Consider the following 23044-nt stretch of genomic DNA (forward strand, 5'->3'; position numbering starts at 1 on the left):
ATGACGTTGCCCAGCGCGCGCCGAGACTCTATACCATCCAACGCACAATCGAGGACGACATGAGCGTGGCTGAAAAAACCCAGAAGAAATCCGGCGGACTTGGCGAAACCGTCAGCGTCATCGTCCAGGCCCTGCTGCTTGCGCTGGTCATCCGCACGCTCCTGTTCCAGCCGTTCTCGATCCCGTCCGGTTCGATGCGGCCGACTTTGCTCGAAGGCGACTATCTCTTCGTCACCAAATGGTCTTACGGCTTCTCCCGCTACTCGCTGCCGTTCGGGCCGAACATCTTTTCGGGCCGCATCTGGGGCTCCGAGCCGAAGCGCGGCGACGTGGTGGTGTTCAAGTTTCCGCCGGACCCTTCCGTCGACTATATCAAGCGCGTCGTCGGCCTGCCGGGCGACAAGATCCAGGTCAAGGATGGCCAGCTCTTCATCAATGACGTCGCTGTGCCGCGCGTCAAGGTCGGGCAGATCGACAACCACGACATCACCGAGGAGAACGGGCCGGTCGATGTCTATCGCGAGACGCTGCCGAACGGCGTCACCTACGACACGCTCGACCTGACACAGGCTTCGATCGGCGACAACACCAAAGAGTTCAAGGTGCCGCCCGGTCACTATTTCATGATGGGCGACAATCGCGACAACTCGTCCGACAGCCGCTTCACCGTCGGCTTCGTGCCGGAAGAGAATTTGGTCGGCCGCGCCAACCTCATCTTCTTCTCGATCGGCGGAAGCGCCAGCCCGCTCGAAATCTGGAAATGGCCGTCGCAGATGCGAGCCTCGCGCCTGTTCCATTTCGTCAATTAGGACCATGGCGGCGACAAAACGGCTGACCGCAGATGCGCTCGCCGAGGCGCTCAAGGAGCGCACCGGCCACAGTTTTGGCGACCACCAACGCCTGCAGCGGGCGCTGACCCATGCCAGCGCTCGCGGCAGTCATGCCGGTATCGACTACGAACGTTTCGAATTCCTGGGCGACCGCGTTCTCGGCCTTGTCGTTGCCGATATGCTGCTGGCGGCATTTCCCGACGCTGCCGAGGGTGAGCTGTCGCTCAGATTGAACGCCCTGGTCAACGCCGAGGCCCTGGCGGAAATCGCCGAGGAGATCGGCCTGCCGGAACTCATTCGCGCCGGTTCGGACGTACGCGGCCTCGATGGGCGCAAGCGCGTCAATCTGCGCGCCGACGCACTGGAATCGCTCATCGCCGTGCTCTATCTCGACGGCGGGTTGGAAGCGGCCCGTGCCTTCATCCACAGGTACTGGCAACCGCGCTCACAAGCCATCGATGCCGCCCGCCGCGATGCGAAGACCGAACTTCAGGAATGGGCGCATCAGGCGGCAGGCGCGGTGCCGGTTTACATAATCGACAGCCGCGAGGGACCGGACCACGATCCGCTGTTCACCGTCAGCGTCAAGGTCGGCGCCTATCCGCCAGCGACCGGCAGCGGGCGCTCCAAGCGCGAGGCGGAGCAAGCTGCAGCCGCGGCACTTCTGCAGCGGGAAGGCGTCTGGCTCAATCAAGGGAGTGCCGCATGACCGCCACCGAAGCTCCGGCAACAGAAGCTCCCGCTACCCGCTCCGGCTTCGTCGCGCTGATCGGCGCGCCCAATGCGGGGAAATCGACGCTGGTCAACCAATTGGTCGGCGCCAAGGTATCGATCGTGACGCACAAGGTGCAGACCACGCGCGCCATCGTGCGCGGCATTGCCACCCACAACAACGCGCAGATCGTCTTCGTCGACACGCCGGGCATATTCAAGCCGAAGCGCCGGTTGGACACCGCGATGGTGACCACAGCCTGGGGCGGTGCCAAGGACGCCGATATCGTGTTGCTCTTGATCGATGCAGAGCGCGGTATCCGGGGCGATGCCGACGCCATCCTCGAGCGGCTGAAGGATGTCCGGCAGCCGATGGTGTTGATCCTCAACAAGGTCGATCGGGTCAAGCACGAGACGTTGCTGGCATTGTCGGCGGCAGCCAACGAAAGGGTGCCGTTCAAGCGCACCTTCATGGTTTCGGCGCTGACCGGATCCGGCTGCAAGGACCTGCTCGACTATCTCGCCGAGGCCTTGCCGGCCGGACCCTGGTACTACCCGGAAGACCAGATCTCCGACCTGCCGATGCGCCAGCTCGCGGCCGAGATCACCCGCGAAAAGCTCTATCTCAGGCTGCATCAGGAACTGCCCTATTCCTCCCACATCGAGACCGAGAAATGGGAAGAGAAGAAGGACGGCTCGGTGCGCATCGACCAGACAATCTATGTCGAGCGCGACAGCCAGAAAAAGATAGTGCTCGGCCATAAGGGCGAGACGATCCGCGCCATCGGCCAGGCCGCGCGCATGGAAATATCAGGCATACTCGAGCAGAAGGTGCACCTCTTCCTGTTCGTCAAGGTGCGCGAGAACTGGGGCGACGATCCCGAGCGCTACCGTGAAATGGGGCTCGAATTTCCGCACTGAGCCTGTTTGGGCGATCCGCCGAGCGGCCTGTTGGCCGCCTCAGGATTACCCAAGTGCCAGCGACACGCCGTCGGCAAGATGTTCGGCATCGGAGGCGTTTTCGAAGGGGATGCCCGTTCTTGCATGGTCGAGCGGCGAGAAATTGGAGCCGTCAGCGCTGATCAGCGCAGTCTGGCGCCTTGCCGCCTGCATCTCGCCCAGCTGAGCGTAACAGGCGGCAAGCCGGGTGCGGATCCATGGCCTCGATCGCGTCGCCAGCTCCAGCGCCTCGGCAGCCGTGCGGTATTCGCCCAGCATGTATAGCGCGAGCGCGCGATCGTACTGATACCAATGAGGGTGCAGCGGGTTGATGCGGATGGCGCGTGCCAGCCAGGCGAGCGCGTCGAGCGGCCGGCAGCGCATCGTCAACAGATGCCCCATCTGCTCGATACAGTCCGCGTCGCCCGGATTGAGCTCGAGCGCGATGCGCAAGTGATGCTCGGCCGCCTCGTGCTCACGCATATTGAGCCGTACCAGCGACTGGATGCGGTGTGCCGTTGCCTGGTCCGGCGACAATGCGATGCCCCCGTCGGCCAGGTCGCGGGCCTTCGTCAGAACGGCGTCGCTGGTGGGTCCGAATTCGCTGTTAAGCACATGCGACAGCGCCAGATAGGTGTAAGCGAGGCCATAGGCCGGGTCTCTGACGATCGCCGCTTCGAAAAACGCTGCCGCTTCTTTCAGTTCGCTTTGCGCCGGATCGCGCAGCAAAGCGACGCCGCGCAGCACCAGATCATGGGCGGCGAGGCTGGCTACCGGCTGCCGCGAGGCACGTTGCAGGCCGGCATTGTTCACCCGAACCACCAGCCGGCCGACGATCTTTTCGACGATCTCCTGCTGGATGGCGGACAGCCCGGCGTAATCGGCCTGGTAGCGATCCCCCCAGAGCTGGGAAGCGCTGGCTGCGTCAACGAGATTGACCGCACAGACGATGCTGTCTGCGTGCCGGCGCACCGAACCCTCGATGAGATAATCGGCGCCGATGCGCGAACGCACGACAGGCCATTCACTGGGCGAATATGAGGCAAACGAGAAGCTCGAATTGCGCGCCAGGACCGTCAGCGTGTCGAAGCGGGCGAGGCCGTTGATAATGTCTTCGGCAATACCGTCGACGATCGCTTCGTCGGCCGGATCGGCGCTGTCATTGCGGAACCTGAGCACCGCCACGATCGGCTGTGCGCCGGGTTCGGGCACCGGTTCGATTTCAGGGATCAGCATGTAGCCGCGCTTCGATACGGTCCGTATAGTTTCCTCGCCGAGCACCTTGCGGATCTCGCGAATCGACTGCGTCAGCGAATCCTCGGTGACGAAAACACCCGGCCAGACCGCATCCATCAGTTCCGACTTCGGCACCACACGGCCGATATGGCGGGCGAGATGCGTCAGCAATGCGTAGGCTTTCGGCCGCAGGAAGGCCGGCTGTTCGGCCCGGCCGAGCGTACCTTTGCCCAGATCGAGCGTGAAACCGCCAAACTGAAAAACCTGGTCAGTGGCCGAACCCGCCATCGAGACGGCCCGCTCCCTGAAGCCGTGCCTTTATTGGCCTACGGCTGGAGGGCTGGGTCAAGGTCTGTCGCCGCCGAAAGCGGCTTTTGATTTGGGCGCCGCAAATTAGACGGTGCCAGCGAGGGTGGGCTGCGTTGCCGACCTGCGGACGAAGCTTTCGGTACCGTAGAAGACAACGATGGCGACGGCAGCCACCGCCCAGATCGCAACACCGATCCATTGCTGCTGCACATGGTCGGCGTCGATGAACACCTTGCCCAGGAAGCGCACGCTGTTCTGATGGGTGACATGCATGAGAATGGCGAGAAGCACACTGCCGGTGTTCTGATAGAGCCAGGTGAACACCACTGCCGCCAGCACGACGTTGATCGTGCCGTAGACGCTGAGATCGCCGACCAGGCCGAGCGGAAAATGCCAGATTGCCCAGATCGCGCCGAGGATCAGGCTTCCGGCCAGCGCTGAATGGCTGGCCATCAGCCGCGGTGTCGCAAAGCCGCGCCATCCCGGCTCTTCGCCAAGCGGGCCGCTGAAGACCGCATACAGCGCGATGATCGGCAGTATCTCAGTGACAGCAGGAATGTTGCTCCAGACCGGCGTCGCCGAGCCGAACAGCGGATTGACCAGGATCGAGGCAAGCTGCGTGCCGAATGGCAGGCCGAATGCCACCAGATACCACAGCGGAGATACCCGCCACTTCACCACGGAAGCGAGAATGGCCTTGACCGAAGCCCAGCCTCCGGAAAGGGCTGCGACAACGAATCCGGAGACCATCGGGCCGAAGGTAAACCAGGGAATGGTATCGCCATTCGACAGGTAGAACGGGATGAAGGCAAACCAGCTCAGGGCAAGCGCCAACGAAAAGAAGGCAGCCAACTGATGCTGTCGCACCAGGTGCAGGAAAGAAGTCATGTCGGTCCTCTCACGGGCAGATGACAATGAGAGGTCGCCGGGCTGCCCAATCGGTCGACTTGCATCTTGAACAGCCGGCCGAATCATTCCGGGAAGGCTATGCGTGGACCACGTCGGTCGACCCGTTTCTTATTGGCACCGGCGCGACCCGAAATCCTGAGCGGGTTCTGAGAAATTTCCGATATTTCATGCAAAATCGGTCAGTTAGATCGGCTGGAGCACCTGCCGACACTGCGACCGTGCGTGGTTCCCGTTTGTCGTCTCTCCGTCATACACCCTGCCTATAGGCTGTGCGAAAGACCCGCTTCCGAGCAAACCGGAACAGGCGGGCAAACAGCCAGATTAGGACATGACCGGGACTTGGAATCGCATCGACCCCATCCGTCAGATCGAGTTTGCAAACGCCGTCGCTGTTGAGATCGAGCGCGTGCTGGCGCGGCAAGGCAAGGTGACGAACAGCGATGCGGTCGTCGCAGCGGGCAGGGTCGCCGGGGCCGTTGCCGCCGCCGTCGCCCTGCTTGCGCCGACCGACATCAGGGCGATCGACACCATGCAGGAAAGATTGCCCGGCATGGCGTCGCGGTTCGTGCGGATATTGGCGGCCGAAGCGACGGAACGCCGTACCCGGACGCCTCTGTCGACGGCGCACGAAGGCCAAGGGGCAGACATCCAACCCCTGGCCGGAACGGGCGACCTCGACGCGATGCGGGTCGAGGACTGGGCCGGTCGGGTCGCCGGGTCGACCTTCCTGCAGGAAAATCTCGGCATATCGCGCTCGACCCTGCATCGCTGGCAGCGGAGCGGCAGGTCGTTGCGTTGCGCACCGGTGGCCGCAAACATGTATTTCCTCTGGCGCAGTTCGTCGACGGCAGGCCGGCTCCGGGTATCAACGAAGTGTTATCCGCGATGCCCGATCCGCGGCGTGCCTGGTCGTGGCTGGTCGGCCCTGCGCCCGGCCTTGCCGGACGTATTCCCATTGAAATGCTCAAACAGGATCTGGTGGCGGAAGTCGTTCTTGCCGCACAGAACGCAGCGATGGCGAAGTTGGCTTGATTTTCGCCGCCAACGTTAGAAGTCTATTCCAAAAAATAACACGTAAAAGGAATGTCAACCGGACTATGACCGGTTTGCCGGCTAATGGAATAAGTATAGTTTCGTACAATTGTGACAATGTCTCGTTTGTGCCGGGAGCAAACGTGAATAAAATATGACGTGATATTTGTGCAACATGGATTTCTTCTGTTATGCAAACATTGATTATTTTTGGAATCGTCATTGAGACTGGAATGCGGATGAGTATGTTCGCCGCCTGAAGAGGGGGTGCGGTGCGCGCCTTTTTCGACGTGGGTGAGGCGTTCAGCCGTTCAACCCATGAATCCAAAGCCATTTTTAACTTTGACTGGAGAGGTCAGAAAATGAATATCAAGAGCCTTCTTCTCGGCTCAGCCGCGGCATTCGTCGCGGTCTCCGGCGCGCGCGCCGCCGACGCTGTTGTGGTCGCCGAGCCGGAACCCGCTGAATACGTCAAGATCTGCGACGTCTACGGCGCCGGCTACTTCTATATCCCCGGCACCGAAACCTGCCTGCGCATCGGCGGCTATGTCCGCTATGACGCCAGCTTCGGCGACGGTGGCCGCGTTTTCGACGGCGCGACGACCCACGACCTTATGGACGGTGACGAACAGCAGACCTGGAACAAGAATGCCCGCTTCAATTTGAAGACGTGGACCGGCCAGGAAACCGAGCTCGGCACGTTGAAGACCTACACCGAGACCCGTTTCAACTTCGGCAATACCAAACACACCGTGAGCGGTGTTGATTTCAGCGTGCAGGACAACAAGGCGGTTACCCTGAACTTCGCCTGGATCCAGCTTGGAGGTTTCCGCGTCGGCAAGGATGAAACTGTCTATGATTCGTTCATCGGCTACGCCGGCAACGTCGTCCAGGACACCATCATCCCGTACGGCACCAAGGACACCAACCTGATCAGTTACTATTTCGACGGCGGTAACGGCTTTACGGCAGTCGCCTCGGTCGAAACAGGCTCCGGCGCTGACCAGTCGATCGACAGCTACGTTCCGTTTGTCGTCGGCGGCGTGAAATACAAGGGTGACTGGGGTGCGATCACCGCCGTCGGCGCCTATAACAGCACGTCGGAAGAATGGGCCGGCAAAGCTCGCCTCGACGTCAAGCCGATTACTGACCTGACCCTGTTCGTGATGGCGGGCTACGGCAGCGACGACAACGTTGCAAAGAACTTCTACAAGCCGTGGACTGGCAACTTTGCCGTCTGGGGCGGCGGCAGCTATGCCGTCAACAAGAAGACCTCTTTGAACGCCCAGGTCTCCTATACCGACGACAAAGATTTCGCCGTTGCGGCCAATGTCGCCTACACCATCGTTCCTGGTTACACGATCACCGCCGAAGTCGATTATTACGACAATTTCGATGCCGACGATGCCGACGCAATCGGCGGCATCTTCCGCTTCCAGCGCTCGTTCTGATCAAACGACGATCTCGCCAAAACGGCCCGTAGCGATACGCTACGGGCCGTTTTGGCTTGCGGCGGATAAGTCGCTCATCTTGATTTCGCCATGCAACCGGTGACAAGCTCTGGTCATGGAATGGCGCGACGAGGGAATCATTCTCGGCACCCGCAAGCATGGCGAAACCAGCGCCATTCTCGAGGTGATGACACGTGCGCATGGCCGCCATCTCGGTCTCGTGCGCGGCGGCCGTTCGCGCAAGCAGCAGCCGGTCTTGCAGCCCGGCAACCGCGTCGACCTGTTGTGGCGGGCGCGGCTCGACGAACATCTCGGCACCTTCCAGGCCGAGGCCATCGAAATGAACGCCGCCCGGCTGATGGACAGCGCCGTTGCCGTTTACGGCTTGCAGACAATGGCCGCGCATTTGCGTCTTCTGCCCGAGCGCGATGCCCATCGCGGTCTCTATGAGACGCTCGCGGTCATGATCGCCCATCTCGACGATGCCGATGCCGCCGGCGAGCTGGTGGCCCGCTTCGAGCTGCTGGTTCTCGACGAACTCGGTTTCGGCCTCGATCTCAGCCAGTGTGCGGCGACCGGCACCAGGCAGGACCTTGCCTACGTCTCGCCGAAATCCGGCCGCGCCGTGTCGCGGGCGGCGGGCGCGCCGTGGCGCGACAAGATGCTGGCGCTGCCTGCCTTCCTGCAGCGCGGTTCGGGCCTGCGCGCCGATCCGGCGGCGATCGACGACGCCTTCCGGCTGACCGGCTTCTTTTTGACCCGCCATGTCTACGAGCCGCGCGGTATCGAACCACCCGGCGCCCGCGCCGGCTTCCTCGCCGCCTTGCGCAAGCATTATGCGGGCGGCAAGGCATTTGCCGGGGAAACCGCCATCGGCGAAGCCATCAGGTGAGCGAAATGGAACTCCTATCCCGGTCGGGTTTCGCTGCTCGGCCTCGACATCATTTGACGCGGCCGATCACCCCAGGGACCGGCGAGGTGGTGTGCGAGGGCAAAGTGGTGCACAAGGGCCGCACGCTGGCGGTTTCGGAAGCGGCGCTGAAGGATGCCAACGGCAAGCTGCTGGCTTTCGGCACCGAAACGTGCTCGATCTTTCCGGCGGCCAATCTGGCGGCACGTTGAATGGACCGGCCGTCTGGCCGCCGCATTTGAATGTCACTGAACATTGAATGTCAGTGACGACTGGCCTGGTTTGGGGGAACCGCCATGTTTGAAAGCCTGATTGGCCTCGTCGCCATCATCGCGCTGTTCGTCATCATTTCACGCCAGCAGAGCCGTATCGGCCTGATCGAGCGCGAGCTTGGCGCGTTGCGCAGCCTCGTGCTTTCGGGCGCGCCTGTCCTGCCGCCGCAAGCCAAGGAACCGGCTGCAAACGACAGCAAACCGGCGGATGGCGCAATCCCGCCGGCGGCGGCAGCCGACATGGCCGCATCGCCAGGGGCCGAGACCGCAGCGGTCGCATCAGCTGCAGAGGCAGAAGCCGATACCGCGGCGCCGTCCGCACCGGAGCCGGCGCAACCGGCGGCAGCGGCGAAAGCCGCCCGCCAATCCGACGTCGAAACGGCGCTCGGTACCCGCTGGGCGGTCTGGGTCGGCGGCATCGCGCTGGCGCTGGGCGGCCTGTTCCTGATCCGCTACACGATCGAGGCCGGCATTTTCGGGCCAGGCGTGCGGCTTTTCATGGCGGCGGCACTTGGGCTGGCGCTGGTCGGCGGCGGCGAGTTCATCCGGCGCACCGGCTTCAGGGTGCCGGTGCAAGGTGCCGCCGGTGCCTATATCCCGGCGATCCTGACAGCGGCCGGCGCCTTCATCCTGTTCGGCACGGTCTACGCCGCGTACAGCATTTACGGTTTCATCGGCCCGGCGCTCGCTTTCACGCTGCTCGGCGCCATCGGCGTGGCGACGATCGCGGCAAGCCTGGTCCACGGTCAGGCGCTGGCCGGCGTCGGCCTGCTCGGCGCCATGGTGACGCCGCTACTCGTCGCCTCGCAGGCGCCCAATCCGTGGGCGCTGTTTGGCTATCTGGCGATCGTGCTCGCCGCCACCGGCGTCATTGCCCGCATCCGCGACTGGAGGCTCTTGATGGCCGCAGCCTTCGTCGCCACGGGCATCTGGACCATCTTCTACATGACCGAAGCGCCGGGGACGAACCTTTCCGTCATCCTCTTTATCGACGTGGTGACACTGGCCGTGCTCGCCTTCGTTTGGCTTGGCCGTCGCAGCGAAGCGGTCGCCGACACCGGCTTCGACTGGCCGTCGATCGCGCCGGGGTTCTTCGTCGCTCTTTCAGCGCTGGCCCTGTTCGTCGATCCGGTCTTTGCCGCCGCCGGCGATGCCTTGCAGGGAGCAGCCCTTATCGTAGCCCTGGTGGCGATAGCGCTCTACCGGCCGCGAGCGCTTGCACTGCTGCACGCCGCCGGGCTGGCGACGGTGCTGGTCTATCTCGGCATCATTCCGCCGACCACGGTCGCCGCCGATTTTTCGGGCGGCGCTCTCGGTGTCGATGGCGTGCCGGTTGTGGCGTCTGATGCCTTGATGCTCAGGATCGGCATCGCGCTGGGCCTGGTCTTCATCGGCGCCGGCTTTTGGGCAGCGCGCCGTTTTGCGGCTCCTGGCTGGCTGCGCGCCGCCACATGGGCGGCCTGGAGCGCTGTCGCGCCACTGGTCATCCTGCTGGCGCTCTGGTTCACCTTCGGCAATCTCGACCGTGACCTTGCTTATGCGGCCGCAGCGGCCGTTTTGGTCGGGATCTTCGTCGCCGGCGGCGAATGGATAGCGCGCGGCGAAGCGCCGCCGCTGACCGGCGGCGCTGCCGTCTCCTTCGCGCTCGCCGGCGCGGCGATCGCCGGCCTGCTGATGCTGCACATGGCCTTTGGCTCCGGCTGGACAACCGTCCTGCTCGGAGCAGCCGCCGTTGTGCCGGCACTGGCGACGCGCTGGCGTAGCTATCCGGTGCTTGGCTGGATTTCGGTCGGTGCGGTGATCGCAGTGCTCGGCCGTGCCGCCTTCGACCCGACCATCGTCGGTGCCGAGTTCCTGTCGAAAACACCCGTGTTCAACTGGCTGCTGCTCCGATATGGCGTGCCGGCGCTCGCCTTCGGCTTTGCCGCCTGGCAACTCGCCCGCACAACCAATGGCCGGCCGCGCCTCGCCATGGAGGCCGGCGCCGCGCTGTTTGCTCTGCTCGCCGTTGCCATGCTGGTGCGTCATGCCATGCATGGTGGCGTCATCGACAGCGGCTCGATGACACTTGCCGAACAGGCGATTTATACGCTGATCGCCATCGGCGCCGGTGCAATCCTGGTCGCCATCGACATGCGCTCGCCAAGCTCTGTGCTGCGTTACGGCTCGATGGCTGCCGGGGTGCTCTCGGTCGCCTTCATCGTCATCCGGCATTTTGTGGTGCTGAACCCGCTGCTGACGGATGAATCGACCGGCGGCATTCCGGTGTTCAACCTTCTGTTCCTCGCCTATCTGTTGCCGGCAGTCGCGACAGGCGCACTGGCGCTCTATACCCGCGACAAGCGGCCGAAATGGTATGCGGCCATGCTTGCGGTTGTGGCGGCGGTGCTCGCCTTCGTCTATGCCACGCTGTCGGTCAGGAGGCTGTTCAAGGGCGAGTTCATCGGCCTGTGGAGCGGCCTCGGCCAGGTCGAGACCTATACCTATTCGGCGCTCTGGTTGGCCATCGGCGTGGTGCTGCTCACCGCCGGTGTCTGGCTGAAGTCGCAGGTGCTGCGCATAGCGTCTGCGGCGCTGATCGCGGTCGCCGTGCTCAAGGTCTTCGTCTTCGATATGTCGGAGCTGGAAGGCGTGTTGCGGGCGCTGTCCTTCATCGGCCTCGGCGCGGTGCTCATCGGCATCGGCTTGTTTTATCAGCGGCTGCTGACTAGGGCGGCGAAAGAAAAGCTCGAGACGAGCAATAGCTGACGATTTCAATTTGGCCGGGAATAAAGCTGGCATCGGCAGCGTTATTCAGTTGCTTGGGTGACCGGGGCGGCGGACCGCTTCGCGCTGGCCGCTTGCGCCGCGCCGCAAAGGCGCGTTCAATCACCACGGACAGGGGCTCCAGAACCAGCGGTCATGGACGAAAAGAAGGCAGCAATCCTTGGTGAAATACCGCGTTTGCGCCGCTATGCACGCTCGCTGTTGCGCGACCGCGATTCCGCCGACGATCTCGTCCAGGATTGTCTCGAGCGGGCGCTTGTGCGGCTCGACAATTGGCAGACAGGAGAAAGCCCCAGGAGGTGGCTGTTTACGATCATGCATCATTTGTTCATCGACCAGATGCGCAAGGTGAACCGGCGCGGCGAGGCGGCGATGCTGCGGCTCGAGGCGAGCGAGGCGCAGGCAGCACCCGCCGAGCAGGTCGAGAGCATCGCCTCGCGCGAGATCGTCGACGCGCTGCAGGCGATCAGCCCGGACCGGCGCGCGGCACTTGTGATGGTCGCCATCGAAGGGTTTTCCTATGCCGAAGCAGCCAACATCCTTGGAGTCCCCGCCGGCACTTTGATGTCGCGCATCGCGCGCGGGCGTGAGGAACTGCGAGCGCTGCTGGATGATACCGCGCGCCGCCGCTCGATAAGGATCGTCGAGAAATGAGCCGGCGCGATTTCTCCGAACGCGACATCCACATGGCTCTCGATGGCGAGTTGCCGGGCGACGAGCGAACGGCCTATGAGGCATGGCTCGAGGCCAATGCCGAGATGAAGGCCAAGAGTGCACGCTACGCCGCCGACCGGGCAGCATTGCGCGCAGCCTTTAACGGCGTGCTAGACGAACCCGTACCGGTGCGGCTGAACAAGGTGGTGCTTGGCGAGGCGTCGGTGGTCAGAGCGGCGCCGTCGCGCTCGCGTTGGTGGCTTGCGGTCGCCGCTGCCGCCATGCTGGTGATTGGCGGTGCTGGCGGCTATCTTGCCGGCATCGGCGGCCTCGGCCTGGAAAATACGGCCGAGGACCAGCTTGCCGAAGAAGCGATCGCCGCCCACGTCATCTATGCCGCCGAAAAGCGGCATGCGGTGGAAGTGCCGGCAAGCGACAAGGATCATTTGCAGAGCTGGTTGTCGAACCAGGTGGGTTTGAAGCTCGTCGCGCCGGATCTGGCAGCGCAGGGATTCCAACTGGTCGGTGGCCGGCTGCTGCCTGCCGGCCAGGGCAAGGCCGCGATGCTGCTTTACGAGGACGACAAGGGCGCGCGCATTTCGCTCTTCGTCACCGCCGAATCGGCTGCCAAGGCCAAGGGCACCTATGGGTCGGAAGAAGATGGTCCTGCGGCTGTGTACTGGCTGGACAAGGGTTATGGCTGCGCCGTCGTCGGCTCGCTGCCGCGCGAGCGGCTGGCCGCGGTGGCCAAGAGCGCCTATGGCCAGCTTCTGGCGGCCTTGCAAAGCTGAGCAGGATCTCATTTTTCCGGAGCGGCGCCGATGCCGAAACACGGAGGTCGCTCAAAGCCTTTGCGCGACCTGCCTGCTGTCAAAACTGTCACAATTCGGCCCTAATCGAGGTGCGATAGCGCTTGCTTAATGCTGGCACTTCGGCTGGTGTGACCGATGTTTAGACTGGGGTCGTTTCCACAACCCAATCGAGGTTTTCTGAGCCCGCATGCCTGCCGAGATTCGCAAGGCCCGCGCGTCCGACGTCGATGACCTCGCCGCCATCGAAAAAGCTGTTTTCTCGAGCGACCGCATTTCTCGCCGTTCCTTTCGCCAACTGATCGAACGCGACACCGCCGAACTGCTGGTTGGCGAAAGCGATGGCCGCGTCGCCGGCTATGCAGTCGTGCTGTTTCGCAAGGGCAGCGGCGTCGCGCGGCTCTATTCGATCGCCGTCGGTCCATTTTTCGGCGGCCGTGGCGTTGGCCGCCTTCTGCTGGAAGAGGCCGAGGCCGCTGCTTTCGAGCACGGCCGCATGATGCTTCGTTTGGAAGTCCGCGAGGACAACCCGCGCGCGATCCAGATCTACGAGCGGAGCGGCTACCGCAAGATCGGCCGCGAACCGGACTATTACGAGGATGGCGCCACGGCGCTGCGCTATGAAAAGACCTTGCGTGGCGACATTCCGGTCGCCACCGAAGTGCCGTTTTATCAGCAGACTTGCGAATTCACTTGCGGACCATGCTGCCTGATGATGGCGATGGCTTACTTCGGCCCCGGCTTCGTGCCGGACCCGGTGATGGAAATCCGGCTGTGGCGTGAGGCGACCACCGTTTTCATGATGTCCGGCCCCGGCGGCTGCGAGCCGTTCGGGCTGGCCGTCGCCGGCTATGAGAGCGGGCTTGCTGCTGAGATCTATGTGTCCTTCTATGGCGCGCTTTTCCTGCAGTCGGTGCGCAGCGAAGACAAGCGCCGGGTGATGGAGCTGGCGCAGGTCGACTTTCGCCGCCGCGCGGAACTTTACGGCATCCCGGTGAATTACCGTTCATTCGGGCTTGACGACATTCGCACCGCGATCGCAGAGGGAAAACTGGTACTGGTCCTGATCAGCGGCTTCCTGATGTTCGGCAAAAAGGTTCCGCACTGGGTGTTGGCCATCGGTGACGACGGCGATCATATCCTGATCCACGACCCCTGGGTCGAGGACGAGCGGCAGGAGACGATCCTCGATGCTGCCAACATTCCCGTGCCTTACGGCATCTTCATGAACATGGCGCAATTCGGCCGCGACGGATTGCGCGCCGCCATCACTCTCGGAAAGCGCGACAGCCAATGACCTGGGTCATCCTTACCGGCCGGCAGAACGATCTCGACCAAGTGGCGACGCCGCACAAGATCATCACCAATCGCGACTACCTTGCCCATCCGGCACTGTTTCGCGGGCAGCGGCCGAAGGTCATCAACCTGTCGAACAATTACGGCTACCAGAGCCGCGGCTATTACGCCTCGCTGCTCGCCGGTTCGCGCGGCCATAAGGTCATCCCGACGGTCGAAACGATGATCGACCTGTCGGAGCGCAAGCTCTATGAGCACGCGTTGCCGGAACTCGAACTCGCACTCAACAAGTGCCGCAAGGATTTGGGCGGCGCTTTCCCGCAGAAGGTCTGCATCTTCTTCGGCATAGGACCGTCCAGGATCTGGGACCGCTTTGCCAAGCTGCTGTTCGACTGGTTTCGTGCCCCGGCGCTCGAGGTCCACATCAGGGACAGCGCCGAATGGGCCTCGATCCGCAAGATCGGCTTCCATCCCCTGGCCAGGATGACCGAGGACGAGGAAACGCACTTTCTCCAGTGCCTGGAGACCTACACCAACCGCGAGTGGCGCGACACCAAGGGCCGCACGCCGGCGCGCTACACTTTCGCCACGCTGGTCGATCCGCATGAGGAACTGCCGCCGTCGGAGATTTCGTCGCTGCGCCACTGGGCCAAGATCGCTGAAAAGATGGGCGTCGAAATCGAGCCGATCACCAAGCGCGATCTGGCCAAACTTGCCAATTACGACGCGCTGTTCATCCGCGAGACCACCTCGATCTCCAACCACACCTACCGCTTTGCCCGCCGCGCCCAGCAGGAAGGCATGCCGGTCATCGACGATCCGCTGTCGATGATCCGCTGCACCAACAAGGTCTATCTCAACGAGCTGATGACCTACAACAAGGTACCGGTGCCGCCGACGGTGATGATAGCCGGCATCTCGGATCTGGAAGTTGCGGCGCAGACGCTGGGCTTCCCCCTGGTGCTGAAGATCCCGGACTCCTCGTTTTCGCGCGGCGTCAAGAAATGCGGCACCTTCGAAGAGTTAAAGACGCTCGCAACCGAATGGCTGGAGGATTCCGACCTCCTGATCGCGCAAAAATTCATTCCGACGGAATATGATTGGCGCGTCGGTGTCCTCGGCGGCCAACCCTTGTTTGCCGTCCATTATCTGATGGCCAAGAAGCATTGGCAGATCGTCAATCATAAGGCCAACGGCAAGCCCGACCAGGGCGGCATCAAGACCTTCACCCTGAAGGAAGCGCCGGCCCATGTCGTCGAGACGGCGGTGAGCGCGGCGCGCTGCATCGGCGACGGCCTCTACGGGGTCGACCTCAAGGAGACCAGGGACGGCGTCTTCGTCATCGAGGTCAACGATAACCCCAACCTCGACCACGGCTGGGAAGACTCCGGCGAAAAAGACGAGGTCTGGGTGCGGCTGACGCAGTGGTTCCTGGAGCGATTGGACCGGCCGGGCCGATGACATCCGAATTGAGGGGAAAAAGATGCTGTTCTTCGTAACCGAGGATTTTCGCGGCTGCGACCGTAAGGAGATCTACCGCCGTTTCCGCGACCAGGGCCGCCTGAAGCCGGACGCGCTGCTCGTGCACCACAGCTGGATCGCAGCGGATATGAGCCGCTGCTTCCTGCTGGTGGAGGCCGATGACGTCACACTCCTGCAGCGGTGGGTCATCGAATGGGCGGATCTGGTCGAATTCGAGATCGTTCCCGTGGCGACGAACAAGGATATGGTGGAGGCGTTGAGCGGACATCTCTGACCTGCGCGCGCTTCGACGAGGTATATCCAGACATTGTATTGATAGCAGATGTCCAGGCTGAGCCGATGACTGGCTCGCCCGGCTGTCGCACTTAGCCGGATTGCCTGATCGTCGCGTTCGACTTCAGCAGCCGGTTGATGTCCGACGCTTTCGATGGCACGCCGATCAAATAGCCCTGGGCCTCGACGCAGCCCTCCTTTTGCAGGAATTCAAGCTGCGCTTCGGTCTCGACACCCTCGGCGGTGACGGTGATGCCCAGCTGTGCGCCAAGCCCGATGATGGTGCGCACGATCGCCGCGGTATCGCGACTGTCGATGTCACGGGTGAAAGAGCGATCGATCTTGATCTTGTCGACGGGAAAGCGCCTGAGGTAGCCGAGCGAGGAATAGCCGGTGCCGAAATCGTCCAGCGCTATGCGCACACCCAGATCGCGCAGCTGCCTCAGTGTCTTGAGCACCAGATCGCTCTCGTCCATCAGCACCGTTTCGGTGATTTCCAGTTCAAGCCGGTTGGCCGGCACGCCCGAGAACGCCAGCGCCGAGATGACGCTGCGGGCAAAGGTGCCGCTTTTGATCTGCACGGCGGAGACATTGACTGCGATGCGCAAAGGCGCCCAGCCTGCCGCGGTCGTGCAGGCTTTCCGCAGCGCCCATTCTCCAAGCGGCACGATCAGCCCGGTCTCCTCGGCGGCCGGAATGAAGTCGTCCGGACGCACCAGGCCGCGCACTGGCGAACGCCAGCGCATCAAGGCTTCGGCACCGACGATTTCGCCGGAGGCGATGTTCATGATCGGCTGGAAATCCAGCTCGAATTCCCGGCGCGACAGCGCTGCCCTGAGATCGATTTCGAGCGCCCGGCGCGCGCGCACCATCGCATCCATGGCTGGTTCGAAGAAACGGTAGAGGTTGCGCCCTTCGCTCTTTGCCCGATAGAGCGCCATATCGGCGTTTTTCAGCAAAGTGTCGGTGTCCTTGCCGTCATTCGGAAACAGCGCGATGCCAACACTGATGCCGACGCGCATGTCGTGTCGCTTGTCGCGAAACGGCTTTCCGATGATCTCGACGATGCGTTTGGCCAGTTTTTCCGCATCGCCCGGGCTTTTGAGATTGAACTGGATTATGACGAATTCGTCGCCGCCGAAGCGAGCGACAACGTCCGTTTCATTGCGCAGGCACCGTTGCAGCCGTTCGGCCACGCATTTCAGCAGCCAGTCGCCGGAAGGGTGGCCCCAAGTATCGTTGACCGCCTTGAAGTGATCGAGGTCGAGCGAGAATATCGCCAGCGATCCGTCTTTCGTCTCGCTAAGGGCTTGGTCGAGCCGTTCGCGAAGCATCGAGCGATTGGGCAGGTTGGTCAGTGTGTCGTGATGCGCAAGGTGGGTCATGCGCTCTTCCACGCGCCTGCGCTCGGTCACGTCGTCGAATGTCGCGACCCAGCCGCCGCCGCTCATCGGCCGGCGTGCAACCAGCAGCGTTCTGCCATCGGCAAGATGGCGATGCGTTACGTGTGTTTTGCCCGCCCGCAGGCAGGCTTCGATTTGCGAAATTTCGCTGTCGGGGTCGAGCTTTGTGTAAATGCCCAGTTCCAGCAGCCGCTTAAAGGCATCACGGTGGCTCATGCCAAGCGGGAGGTCGGCCGGCCTGACATGGTAAAGTTCCAGAAAACGTTCGTTGCGCACGATCAGCTTGCCGTCCGCGTCGTACATCAAAAGTCCTTGCGACATGTTGGCAAGTGCCGCGTCGAAACGGCGGTGCTGCTCCTTCAACTCCTGCTCGGCGCGCCGTTGCTCGGTGATATCCTCGTAGATCGATACCCAACCGCCCGACGCCAGCGGCCGGTGCGAAATGTTGACGATACGCCCGTCTGCAAGCGTTTCCTCATAGGTGGAAGGTTTTGCCTGGTCGATATAGGGCTTGCGAATGGCATAGAGTTGCTCAGCGCTTTGCGAGGCGATGCCGATGTCCACGCTGTGCTGGAGGATGTCGAAAAACCGGATGCCGGGCTGTACCACATCGGCGTCGAGGCGAAAGATACTGATGTAGTTCCTATTGCAGATGATCATCCGTTCATCGGCATCGAACATGCACAGGCCATGCGACATGTTCTCGACCGCTGCCGAAAAACGCTCGTTCTGTTCGCGCAGTTCGTCTTCAATCCGTTGCGGCAGACCAACGCCTTTGACCCGTCGTCGGCGGACGGACGAACCTGCCTTGATACCGGCAACGGGCATGTAGCGCGCCTATGGACCGTGGTTAACCACGGCACTCTTGTCCTTGCCGGTTAATTTACCGTTTTCAGCCGGCTGGAACGGCAGTCTGCCGTCGCGACTTCTCGATCGCCGCAAACCGTTTGAGAAAGGCATTCTGCGCCCAGGTCACCGAGCGCGGCGTGACATCGAAGCGCTCGGCATTGAAGCCGCGCGGCCGGCCGAAGAACTCCGTCGCCTCTGCCGTTGAAAAACCCGCAAGCAGCGTCGCTTCGAAATAAGCGGCGATCTGATCCGCTCGCTTGATCTCCTCGCGCAGTCCCGCGTCGAGTTCCGCTGGCAGCGAAAAGCGCAGATGGATGGCGCGCTGCAGCCTGATCTCGCAGTCCCTGTAGCTGCCGCCCATCACGGACTTGAACGGCGAGATCATGTCGCCGATGACATATTCCGGCGCGTCGTGCAGCAGCGCCGCCAACCGCGCATCGGCGTCGGCATCCGGCATCAGCTCGCCGACAAGCGTTTCGACGAGCAGCGAATGCTGGGCGACCGAAAAGGCGTGCTCGCCTCTGGTCTGGCCGTTCCAGCGCGCGACGCGGGCAAGGCCGTGAGCGATATCCGAGATCTCGATGTCGAGCGGCGAGGGGTCGAGGAGATCGAGCCGTCGCCCGGACAGCATGCGCTGCCAGGCGCGCGGCGGCGCCCCGGCGCGATCGGCCGCCATCAGGCCTCCTCCGCGCCGACGGCTTCCTGCGGAAAGCTGAATTTCGCCCAGGGCGGGATGGTGAGCGACACGGCGACATCGTCAGCCAGGATCGGCAGGCCGGCGTCGAACGCTGCCTTGACCCGGTCGATGCGGGCAATGGCGAGGCCTGTCGTGCCGGCGGTCGAGCCAAGCGTGCCGACCGGCCGCCCCTCCACGGTCAACTCTGCGCCCGAGGCGGGCAGGGAGCGTTCGGCCGAGACGATCAACACCCGGCGTCTGGCAGTGCCGCGATGCTGCATGCGCGAGACAACCTCCTGGCCGACATAGCAGCCCTTCTTGAAGCCGACGCCGCCGATCTCGTCGAGCAGCACGTCATGCGGAAACGCATCGCCGAGCTCATAGTCGCTGCCGCTTTCGGCAATGCCATGGGCGATGCGAAAGGCTTGCCATGCGGCAAGGTCGCCTCCTTCGGCAGTGCCATCGTAGAAGCGCTTAACGATAGTATCGACGAACCGTGCATCCGCAAACGGTGCTGATTCAACTTGCGAGGCAGTTGAATCGCTTTCCCATAGGACGGTCACAACGGGCTGATCCAGCTGGGCAATTTCGACTTTGGCGCGCAACTTGTAGAGCGTCAGCCGGCGCATGAAATCGTCAGCGGTCTCGGCACGGCATTCGAGGCGGAAAGCATTTTCGCCGGCGCGCGAGATCAGGAAGTCGAAAAGGATCTTGCCTTGCGGCGTCAGCAGGGCGCCGGGTTTTGCTTCGCTGCTGCCGAGCACGTCGAGGTCGGTAGTCAGGATGTTTTGCAAAAAGTGCTCGGCATCCGGTCCGGACACGGAAACGAGTGCGCGATCTCTGAGCGACGCAAAGGGCATGGTGGGAAAACGAGCCTGATCTTGCAAAACTGTCGGCCATTACGTAAGCCGCTGGCACTTCCCCCGCAAGAGACCTGATCCGCATGGCCCCCATCTACGATCTCATCCTGACAGGCGGCACCGTGGTCAACCACGACGGCGAGGGTTTTCGCGACGTCGGCATCAATGGTGGGCGCGTCGCTGCCATCGGCGATCTCCGCCAGGCGTCGGCCGGCGAGACAATCGACTGCCGCGGACTGCATATCCTGCCGGGCGTCGTCGATAGCCAGGTGCATTTCCGCGAGCCGGGACTGGAGCACAAGGAAGATTTGGAGACGGGCTCGCGGGCAGCGGTGCTTGGCGGCGTCACCGCCGTCTTCGAGATGCCGAACACCAATCCGCTGACCACCAGCGAGGCGACTCTTGCCGACAAGGTGCGGCGTGCCACCGGCCGCATGCATTGCGACTTTGCCTTCTGGGTCGGCGGGACCCGCGACAATGCAAAAGACGCTGGCGATCTCGAGCGGCTGCCGGGTGCGGCCGGCATAAAAGTGTTCATGGGCTCGTCCACCGGCGACCTGCTGGTCGAGGACGACGAAGGCGTTGCCTCGATCCTGAGGAACACACGCCGCCGCGCCGCCTTTCACTCCGAGGACGAGTTCCGGCTGCGCGAGCGGCTCGGCGAGCGCATCGAGGGCGATCCGTCCTCACATCGGGTGTGGCGCGACGAGATCGCCGCATTGCGCTGCACCGAGCGCCTGGTGCGCATCGCGCGCCAGGTCCGTGCCCGCATCCATGTGCTGCACATCTCGACCGCCGAAGAGATAGGCTTCCTCGAACAGCACAAGGATGTCGCGACTTGCGAGGCGACGCCGCATCATCTGACGCTGAGCGCAGATGACTATGCGCAGTTAGGCACGCTGATCCAGATGAACCCGCCGGTGCGCGCCGCGCGCCATCGCGAGGGGGTCTGGCAGGGCATTGCGCAAGGCGTTGTCGATGTCCTCGGCTCCGACCATGCGCCGCACACGCTGGCCGAGAAGGCAAAACCTTATCCGGCGTCGCCGTCAGGCATGACCGGCGTGCAGACTTTGGTGCCGATCATGCTGGATCATGTCAACGCCGGCCGGCTGACGTTGCAGCGCTTTGTCGACCTGACCAGCCATGGCCCACAGCGCATTTTCGGCATCGCCAGGAAAGGCCGTATTGCCGCCGGCTACGATGCCGATCTGACCATCGTCGACCTGAAGCGCCGCGAGATCATCGCCAACGCCCAGCAAGGCTCCAAGGCCGGTTGGACGCCTTATGACGGCAGGCAGGTGACCGGCTGGCCGGTCGGCACTATCGTTCGGGGCCGGCGCGTGATGTGGGAAGGCGAGATTGCCACGCCAGGCCAAGGCAGGGCGGTGGAGTTTTCCGAGGCGTTGGCGGGCTAAGCTCCCTGCCTCAATAAGGGCCAGGCCTGACCACTCAATCCCCAGCGACGAAGAACGTCCATTGCCCGGTCGGCGTGATGCCGACGCGGTAGAAGATGTAGGCGCCGAACTGCTTCATGTTGTCATAGTCGCTGGCAGTGACGATCTTGAATAACTCGACCCGCTGCCTGGCATCGAGCTTGTCCAACGGCAGGGCGAAAAAATACGGCCAGACGTAGAGATCCTGCGGCGTGCCTGCATCGACATGGACATAGCCGGCATTGAGCACCTCTTCCAGGATGGCGAGGATTTCCTGGCCTTCCGTGTCGCCCGAAAGCCCTTTCAGGAAGGCGATCGGGTCGCCCTCCATGTCGCCCAGCGACAATTGGGTCATCATGTCGCCCGTGCCGATCAGCGGCCGCAGTCTTTCGATGTCGCCGCTTTTGCACGCCTCGACGATCAGATCGTGCATGCGCCTGACCGGTTCCGGCAACTTGGCAAGGTCGTAAACGACTTCGGGCACAGGCGCGTCCGGATCGACATGCGGATTGGCCATGCCGCCGTCGTCCGCTGGCCCTTTCGGTTCGGTTTGCCTTGGCTCGTCGGACGGAGTCGGCTGGCTGGCTGCAGGTGGCGTCGTGCCGAGCGGGCCGGGCATCGGCACGGTACTTCCGGGCGGCGACATGTCGCCGTCGGGCGGCGGCGTGACCGGCGAAGGCAGGTCTTCGCGCTTGATCTCGCTGAGGGCGTGAGCGGGACTGCTCGCAAGAAACAGTGCAAGGGGAATCGTGGCGCAGGAGGCGATAAGCCAAATGCTGAGGACCAGGCCGCGCGGCTTGCCTGATATCGAAAAATTCACCGCCTGCTACTCCCTGGTTCCAGGCCCACTCATGTGCCCGGACATGATGTGCCCGGACATGATGTCCGGCGACGCGCCGTCGTCAAAGAACCGGGGTCAGTGCCGCAGCCTTTCGGGCTCGAAGGCCCCGGCAACCACCTTTTCGCGCATGCGATCGAGCAGGGCAAGCGCCGAGGTCTCGCCATTGGTTCGCAGCATCTCGCCGAATGCCGTTTCGAGGGCTGCCTCGGCGATGATTTCCGGCTCGATCCCCGCCGACAATCCTTCCGCCCAGGCTTCGCTGTGGCTTTCCACGGCGGTCAGGCGCTTTTCTTCCCTGACCAGCGCGTCGATGTCGTTGACGCCATGTTCCATTGCGATGTCCACCCTTTCAAGCGGTGATCCGTTGGATAGGGATCAAGCTTGAGTTGTCCCTTTTACACGCAGGCGAAGTAAGTACTTGTAAATGCGACATTTTTTTGGTCGTTTTCTACAAAACCCGTCGCATTAAGCAAACCTGCGTCCGATCCGTTTCAAACTTAGCCGATTAGGCCGGCCAAGGGGACGGAAACCTTCAGTTTGAGTTAATTTCACATCTGCGCGCTAACGTTTCGTTAACATAGTTGCAAAAGTGCAACATCAGGTTTGCACCAAGACCTCACCCGAGGCAAGCGGAGAAGTGTCGAACGCGTCCGCCGCCAACAGCGCCGACGCTTGATTCCGCTTTGCCGGAACGGCAGCTGCCGCCGTCAGTTCCCGTAGCGCGAGGCGATGTCGCGAGACAGTGTCTCGCCTTCCTTCATGTAGCGGCTGATGGCTTCCGTCGCCGAGGCGGTGCATTGCGTATAACTGCCGCCGAAGGATCGGTAGCCGCGGTTGAAGCTGGCGATGAAGCGGGCGCGCCGCTCAGGGTTCGGATTTTCTGATGCGATCAGTTTTTCCATCTCGGCCCGCCACCGGTCGCCCTTCTCGCCGCATAGATTGCGCAGGAAATGCAACGAGCCGAGCACTTCCGCCAGCCGCAACAGCCCGGGCTCGAACGGCGCCTCGGCGGCAATGGCAGGACGCAAGCCGACAACCACACTAACGGCGAGGCAGGCGGCGAGAAACGGTGATGTGCGGTTCATGAGCCCTTGTGCTGAAAC

Annotated in this window: 21 protein-coding genes and 1 pseudogene; 14 read left to right on the forward strand and 8 right to left on the reverse strand. The window is 62.7% G+C overall.

Going from position 1 to position 23044, the window contains the following annotated elements:
• Positions 1–59 precede the first annotated feature (59 nt).
• From lepB to era, 3 genes are read left to right on the forward strand one after another with little or no spacing between them, the layout of a single operon-like run.
• Complete coding sequence (gene lepB / locus NKH05_RS10525; protein ID WP_023719884.1) at positions 60–809, forward strand: signal peptidase I; 750 nt, start codon at positions 60–62, stop codon at positions 807–809.
• A gap of 4 nt (positions 810–813) precedes the next feature.
• A complete protein-coding gene (gene rnc / locus NKH05_RS10530) occupies positions 814–1539 on the forward strand; it encodes a ribonuclease III (RefSeq protein WP_031194250.1) in 726 nt (241 codons plus the stop codon).
• Positions 1536–2462, forward strand: a complete 927-nt coding sequence (era, locus tag NKH05_RS10535; protein ID WP_352814812.1) for a GTPase Era — start codon at positions 1536–1538, stop codon at positions 2460–2462. Before rnc ends, era begins: the two co-directional genes overlap by 4 nt.
• A gap of 45 nt (positions 2463–2507) precedes the next feature.
• Here era and NKH05_RS10540 read toward each other — a convergent pair whose 3' ends face one another.
• Both NKH05_RS10540 and NKH05_RS10545 read right to left on the reverse strand, forming a co-directional pair.
• Positions 2508–4004: a winged helix-turn-helix domain-containing tetratricopeptide repeat protein gene (locus NKH05_RS10540; RefSeq protein ID WP_352856223.1), complete on the reverse strand. Its 1497-nt coding sequence runs from the start codon at positions 4002–4004 to the stop codon at positions 2508–2510.
• A 105-nt stretch (positions 4005–4109) separates the two neighbouring features.
• Positions 4110–4913 carry a CPBP family intramembrane glutamic endopeptidase gene (locus NKH05_RS10545; RefSeq protein ID WP_352814816.1) on the reverse strand — a complete coding sequence of 268 codons (804 nt, stop codon included), beginning with the start codon at positions 4911–4913 and terminating at the stop codon, positions 4110–4112.
• A 349-nt stretch (positions 4914–5262) separates the two neighbouring features.
• On the opposite strand from NKH05_RS10545, the pseudogene NKH05_RS33110 reads away from it, so the two are divergent.
• From NKH05_RS33110 to NKH05_RS10600, 10 genes and pseudogenes are all read left to right on the forward strand, one after another.
• Positions 5263–5966 (forward strand): annotated as a pseudogene (locus NKH05_RS33110) (antitoxin Xre/MbcA/ParS-like domain-containing protein).
• A 362-nt stretch (positions 5967–6328) separates the two neighbouring features.
• The gene (locus tag NKH05_RS10560) at positions 6329–7417 is read left to right on the forward strand and encodes a porin (protein WP_352481853.1); all 1089 of its coding nucleotides are present in this window, start codon (positions 6329–6331) and stop codon (positions 7415–7417) included.
• Between the two features lie 115 nt (positions 7418–7532).
• Positions 7533–8309, forward strand: coding sequence for a DNA repair protein RecO (gene recO, locus NKH05_RS10565; protein WP_352788928.1), 777 nt, complete (start codon positions 7533–7535; stop codon positions 8307–8309).
• A 5-nt stretch (positions 8310–8314) separates the two neighbouring features.
• The gene (locus NKH05_RS10570; protein ID WP_352494851.1) at positions 8315–8539 is read left to right on the forward strand and encodes a PaaI family thioesterase; all 225 of its coding nucleotides are present in this window, start codon (positions 8315–8317) and stop codon (positions 8537–8539) included.
• Positions 8540–8623: 84 nt separating this feature from the next.
• A complete protein-coding gene (locus NKH05_RS10575; RefSeq protein WP_353025367.1) occupies positions 8624–11347 on the forward strand; it encodes a DUF2339 domain-containing protein in 2724 nt (907 codons plus the stop codon).
• Positions 11348–11500: 153 nt separating this feature from the next.
• Positions 11501–12019, forward strand: a complete 519-nt coding sequence (locus NKH05_RS10580) for a sigma-70 family RNA polymerase sigma factor (protein ID WP_352856230.1) — start codon at positions 11501–11503, stop codon at positions 12017–12019.
• On the forward strand, positions 12016–12810 hold the full coding sequence (locus NKH05_RS10585) for an anti-sigma factor family protein (RefSeq protein WP_352481851.1): 795 nt from the start codon (positions 12016–12018) through the stop codon (positions 12808–12810). Before NKH05_RS10580 ends, NKH05_RS10585 begins: the two co-directional genes overlap by 4 nt.
• Before the next feature lie 208 nt (positions 12811–13018).
• Positions 13019–14125 carry a peptidase C39 family protein gene (locus NKH05_RS10590; RefSeq protein WP_352856232.1) on the forward strand — a complete coding sequence of 369 codons (1107 nt, stop codon included), beginning with the start codon at positions 13019–13021 and terminating at the stop codon, positions 14123–14125.
• Complete coding sequence (locus tag NKH05_RS10595) at positions 14122–15585, forward strand: RimK family ATP-grasp domain-containing protein (RefSeq protein WP_023719872.1); 1464 nt, start codon at positions 14122–14124, stop codon at positions 15583–15585. Before NKH05_RS10590 ends, NKH05_RS10595 begins: the two co-directional genes overlap by 4 nt.
• A 22-nt stretch (positions 15586–15607) precedes the next feature.
• Positions 15608–15880: a DUF3303 domain-containing protein gene (locus tag NKH05_RS10600; RefSeq protein WP_023719871.1), complete on the forward strand. Its 273-nt coding sequence runs from the start codon at positions 15608–15610 to the stop codon at positions 15878–15880.
• 91 nt (positions 15881–15971) lie between these two features.
• On the opposite strand, the gene NKH05_RS10605 is transcribed toward NKH05_RS10600, so the two are convergent.
• The 3 genes from NKH05_RS10605 to ygfZ form a co-directional block, all read right to left on the reverse strand.
• On the reverse strand, positions 15972–18110 hold the full coding sequence (locus NKH05_RS10605) for a putative bifunctional diguanylate cyclase/phosphodiesterase (RefSeq protein WP_352856234.1): 2139 nt from the start codon (positions 18108–18110) through the stop codon (positions 15972–15974).
• Between the two features lie 64 nt (positions 18111–18174).
• Positions 18175–18807: a YfbR-like 5'-deoxynucleotidase gene (locus tag NKH05_RS10610; RefSeq protein ID WP_352856236.1), complete on the reverse strand. Its 633-nt coding sequence runs from the start codon at positions 18805–18807 to the stop codon at positions 18175–18177.
• Positions 18807–19667 carry a CAF17-like 4Fe-4S cluster assembly/insertion protein YgfZ gene (gene ygfZ, locus NKH05_RS10615; protein ID WP_352856238.1) on the reverse strand — a complete coding sequence of 287 codons (861 nt, stop codon included), beginning with the start codon at positions 19665–19667 and terminating at the stop codon, positions 18807–18809. Before ygfZ ends, NKH05_RS10610 begins: the two co-directional genes overlap by 1 nt.
• A gap of 83 nt (positions 19668–19750) precedes the next feature.
• On the opposite strand from ygfZ, the gene NKH05_RS10620 reads away from it, so the two are divergent.
• Positions 19751–21082, forward strand: a complete 1332-nt coding sequence (locus NKH05_RS10620) for a dihydroorotase (RefSeq protein ID WP_352856240.1) — start codon at positions 19751–19753, stop codon at positions 21080–21082.
• A gap of 34 nt (positions 21083–21116) precedes the next feature.
• Here NKH05_RS10620 and NKH05_RS10625 read toward each other — a convergent pair whose 3' ends face one another.
• From NKH05_RS10625 to NKH05_RS10635, 3 genes are all read right to left on the reverse strand, one after another.
• Positions 21117–21920: a hypothetical protein gene (locus NKH05_RS10625; protein WP_023719867.1), complete on the reverse strand. Its 804-nt coding sequence runs from the start codon at positions 21918–21920 to the stop codon at positions 21117–21119.
• Positions 21921–22016: 96 nt separating this feature from the next.
• Positions 22017–22274: a hypothetical protein gene (locus NKH05_RS10630; protein ID WP_023719866.1), complete on the reverse strand. Its 258-nt coding sequence runs from the start codon at positions 22272–22274 to the stop codon at positions 22017–22019.
• A gap of 374 nt (positions 22275–22648) precedes the next feature.
• Entirely contained in the window at positions 22649–23026 is a 378-nt protein-coding gene (locus tag NKH05_RS10635) for a TIGR02301 family protein (RefSeq protein WP_023719865.1), read from the reverse strand.
• Between the last annotated feature and the right edge of the window lie 18 nt (positions 23027–23044).

The sequence above is a fragment of the Mesorhizobium sp. M1399 genome, assembly GCF_040317735.1.
In the GTDB taxonomy this organism is placed as follows: Bacteria; Pseudomonadota; Alphaproteobacteria; order Rhizobiales; family Rhizobiaceae; genus Mesorhizobium.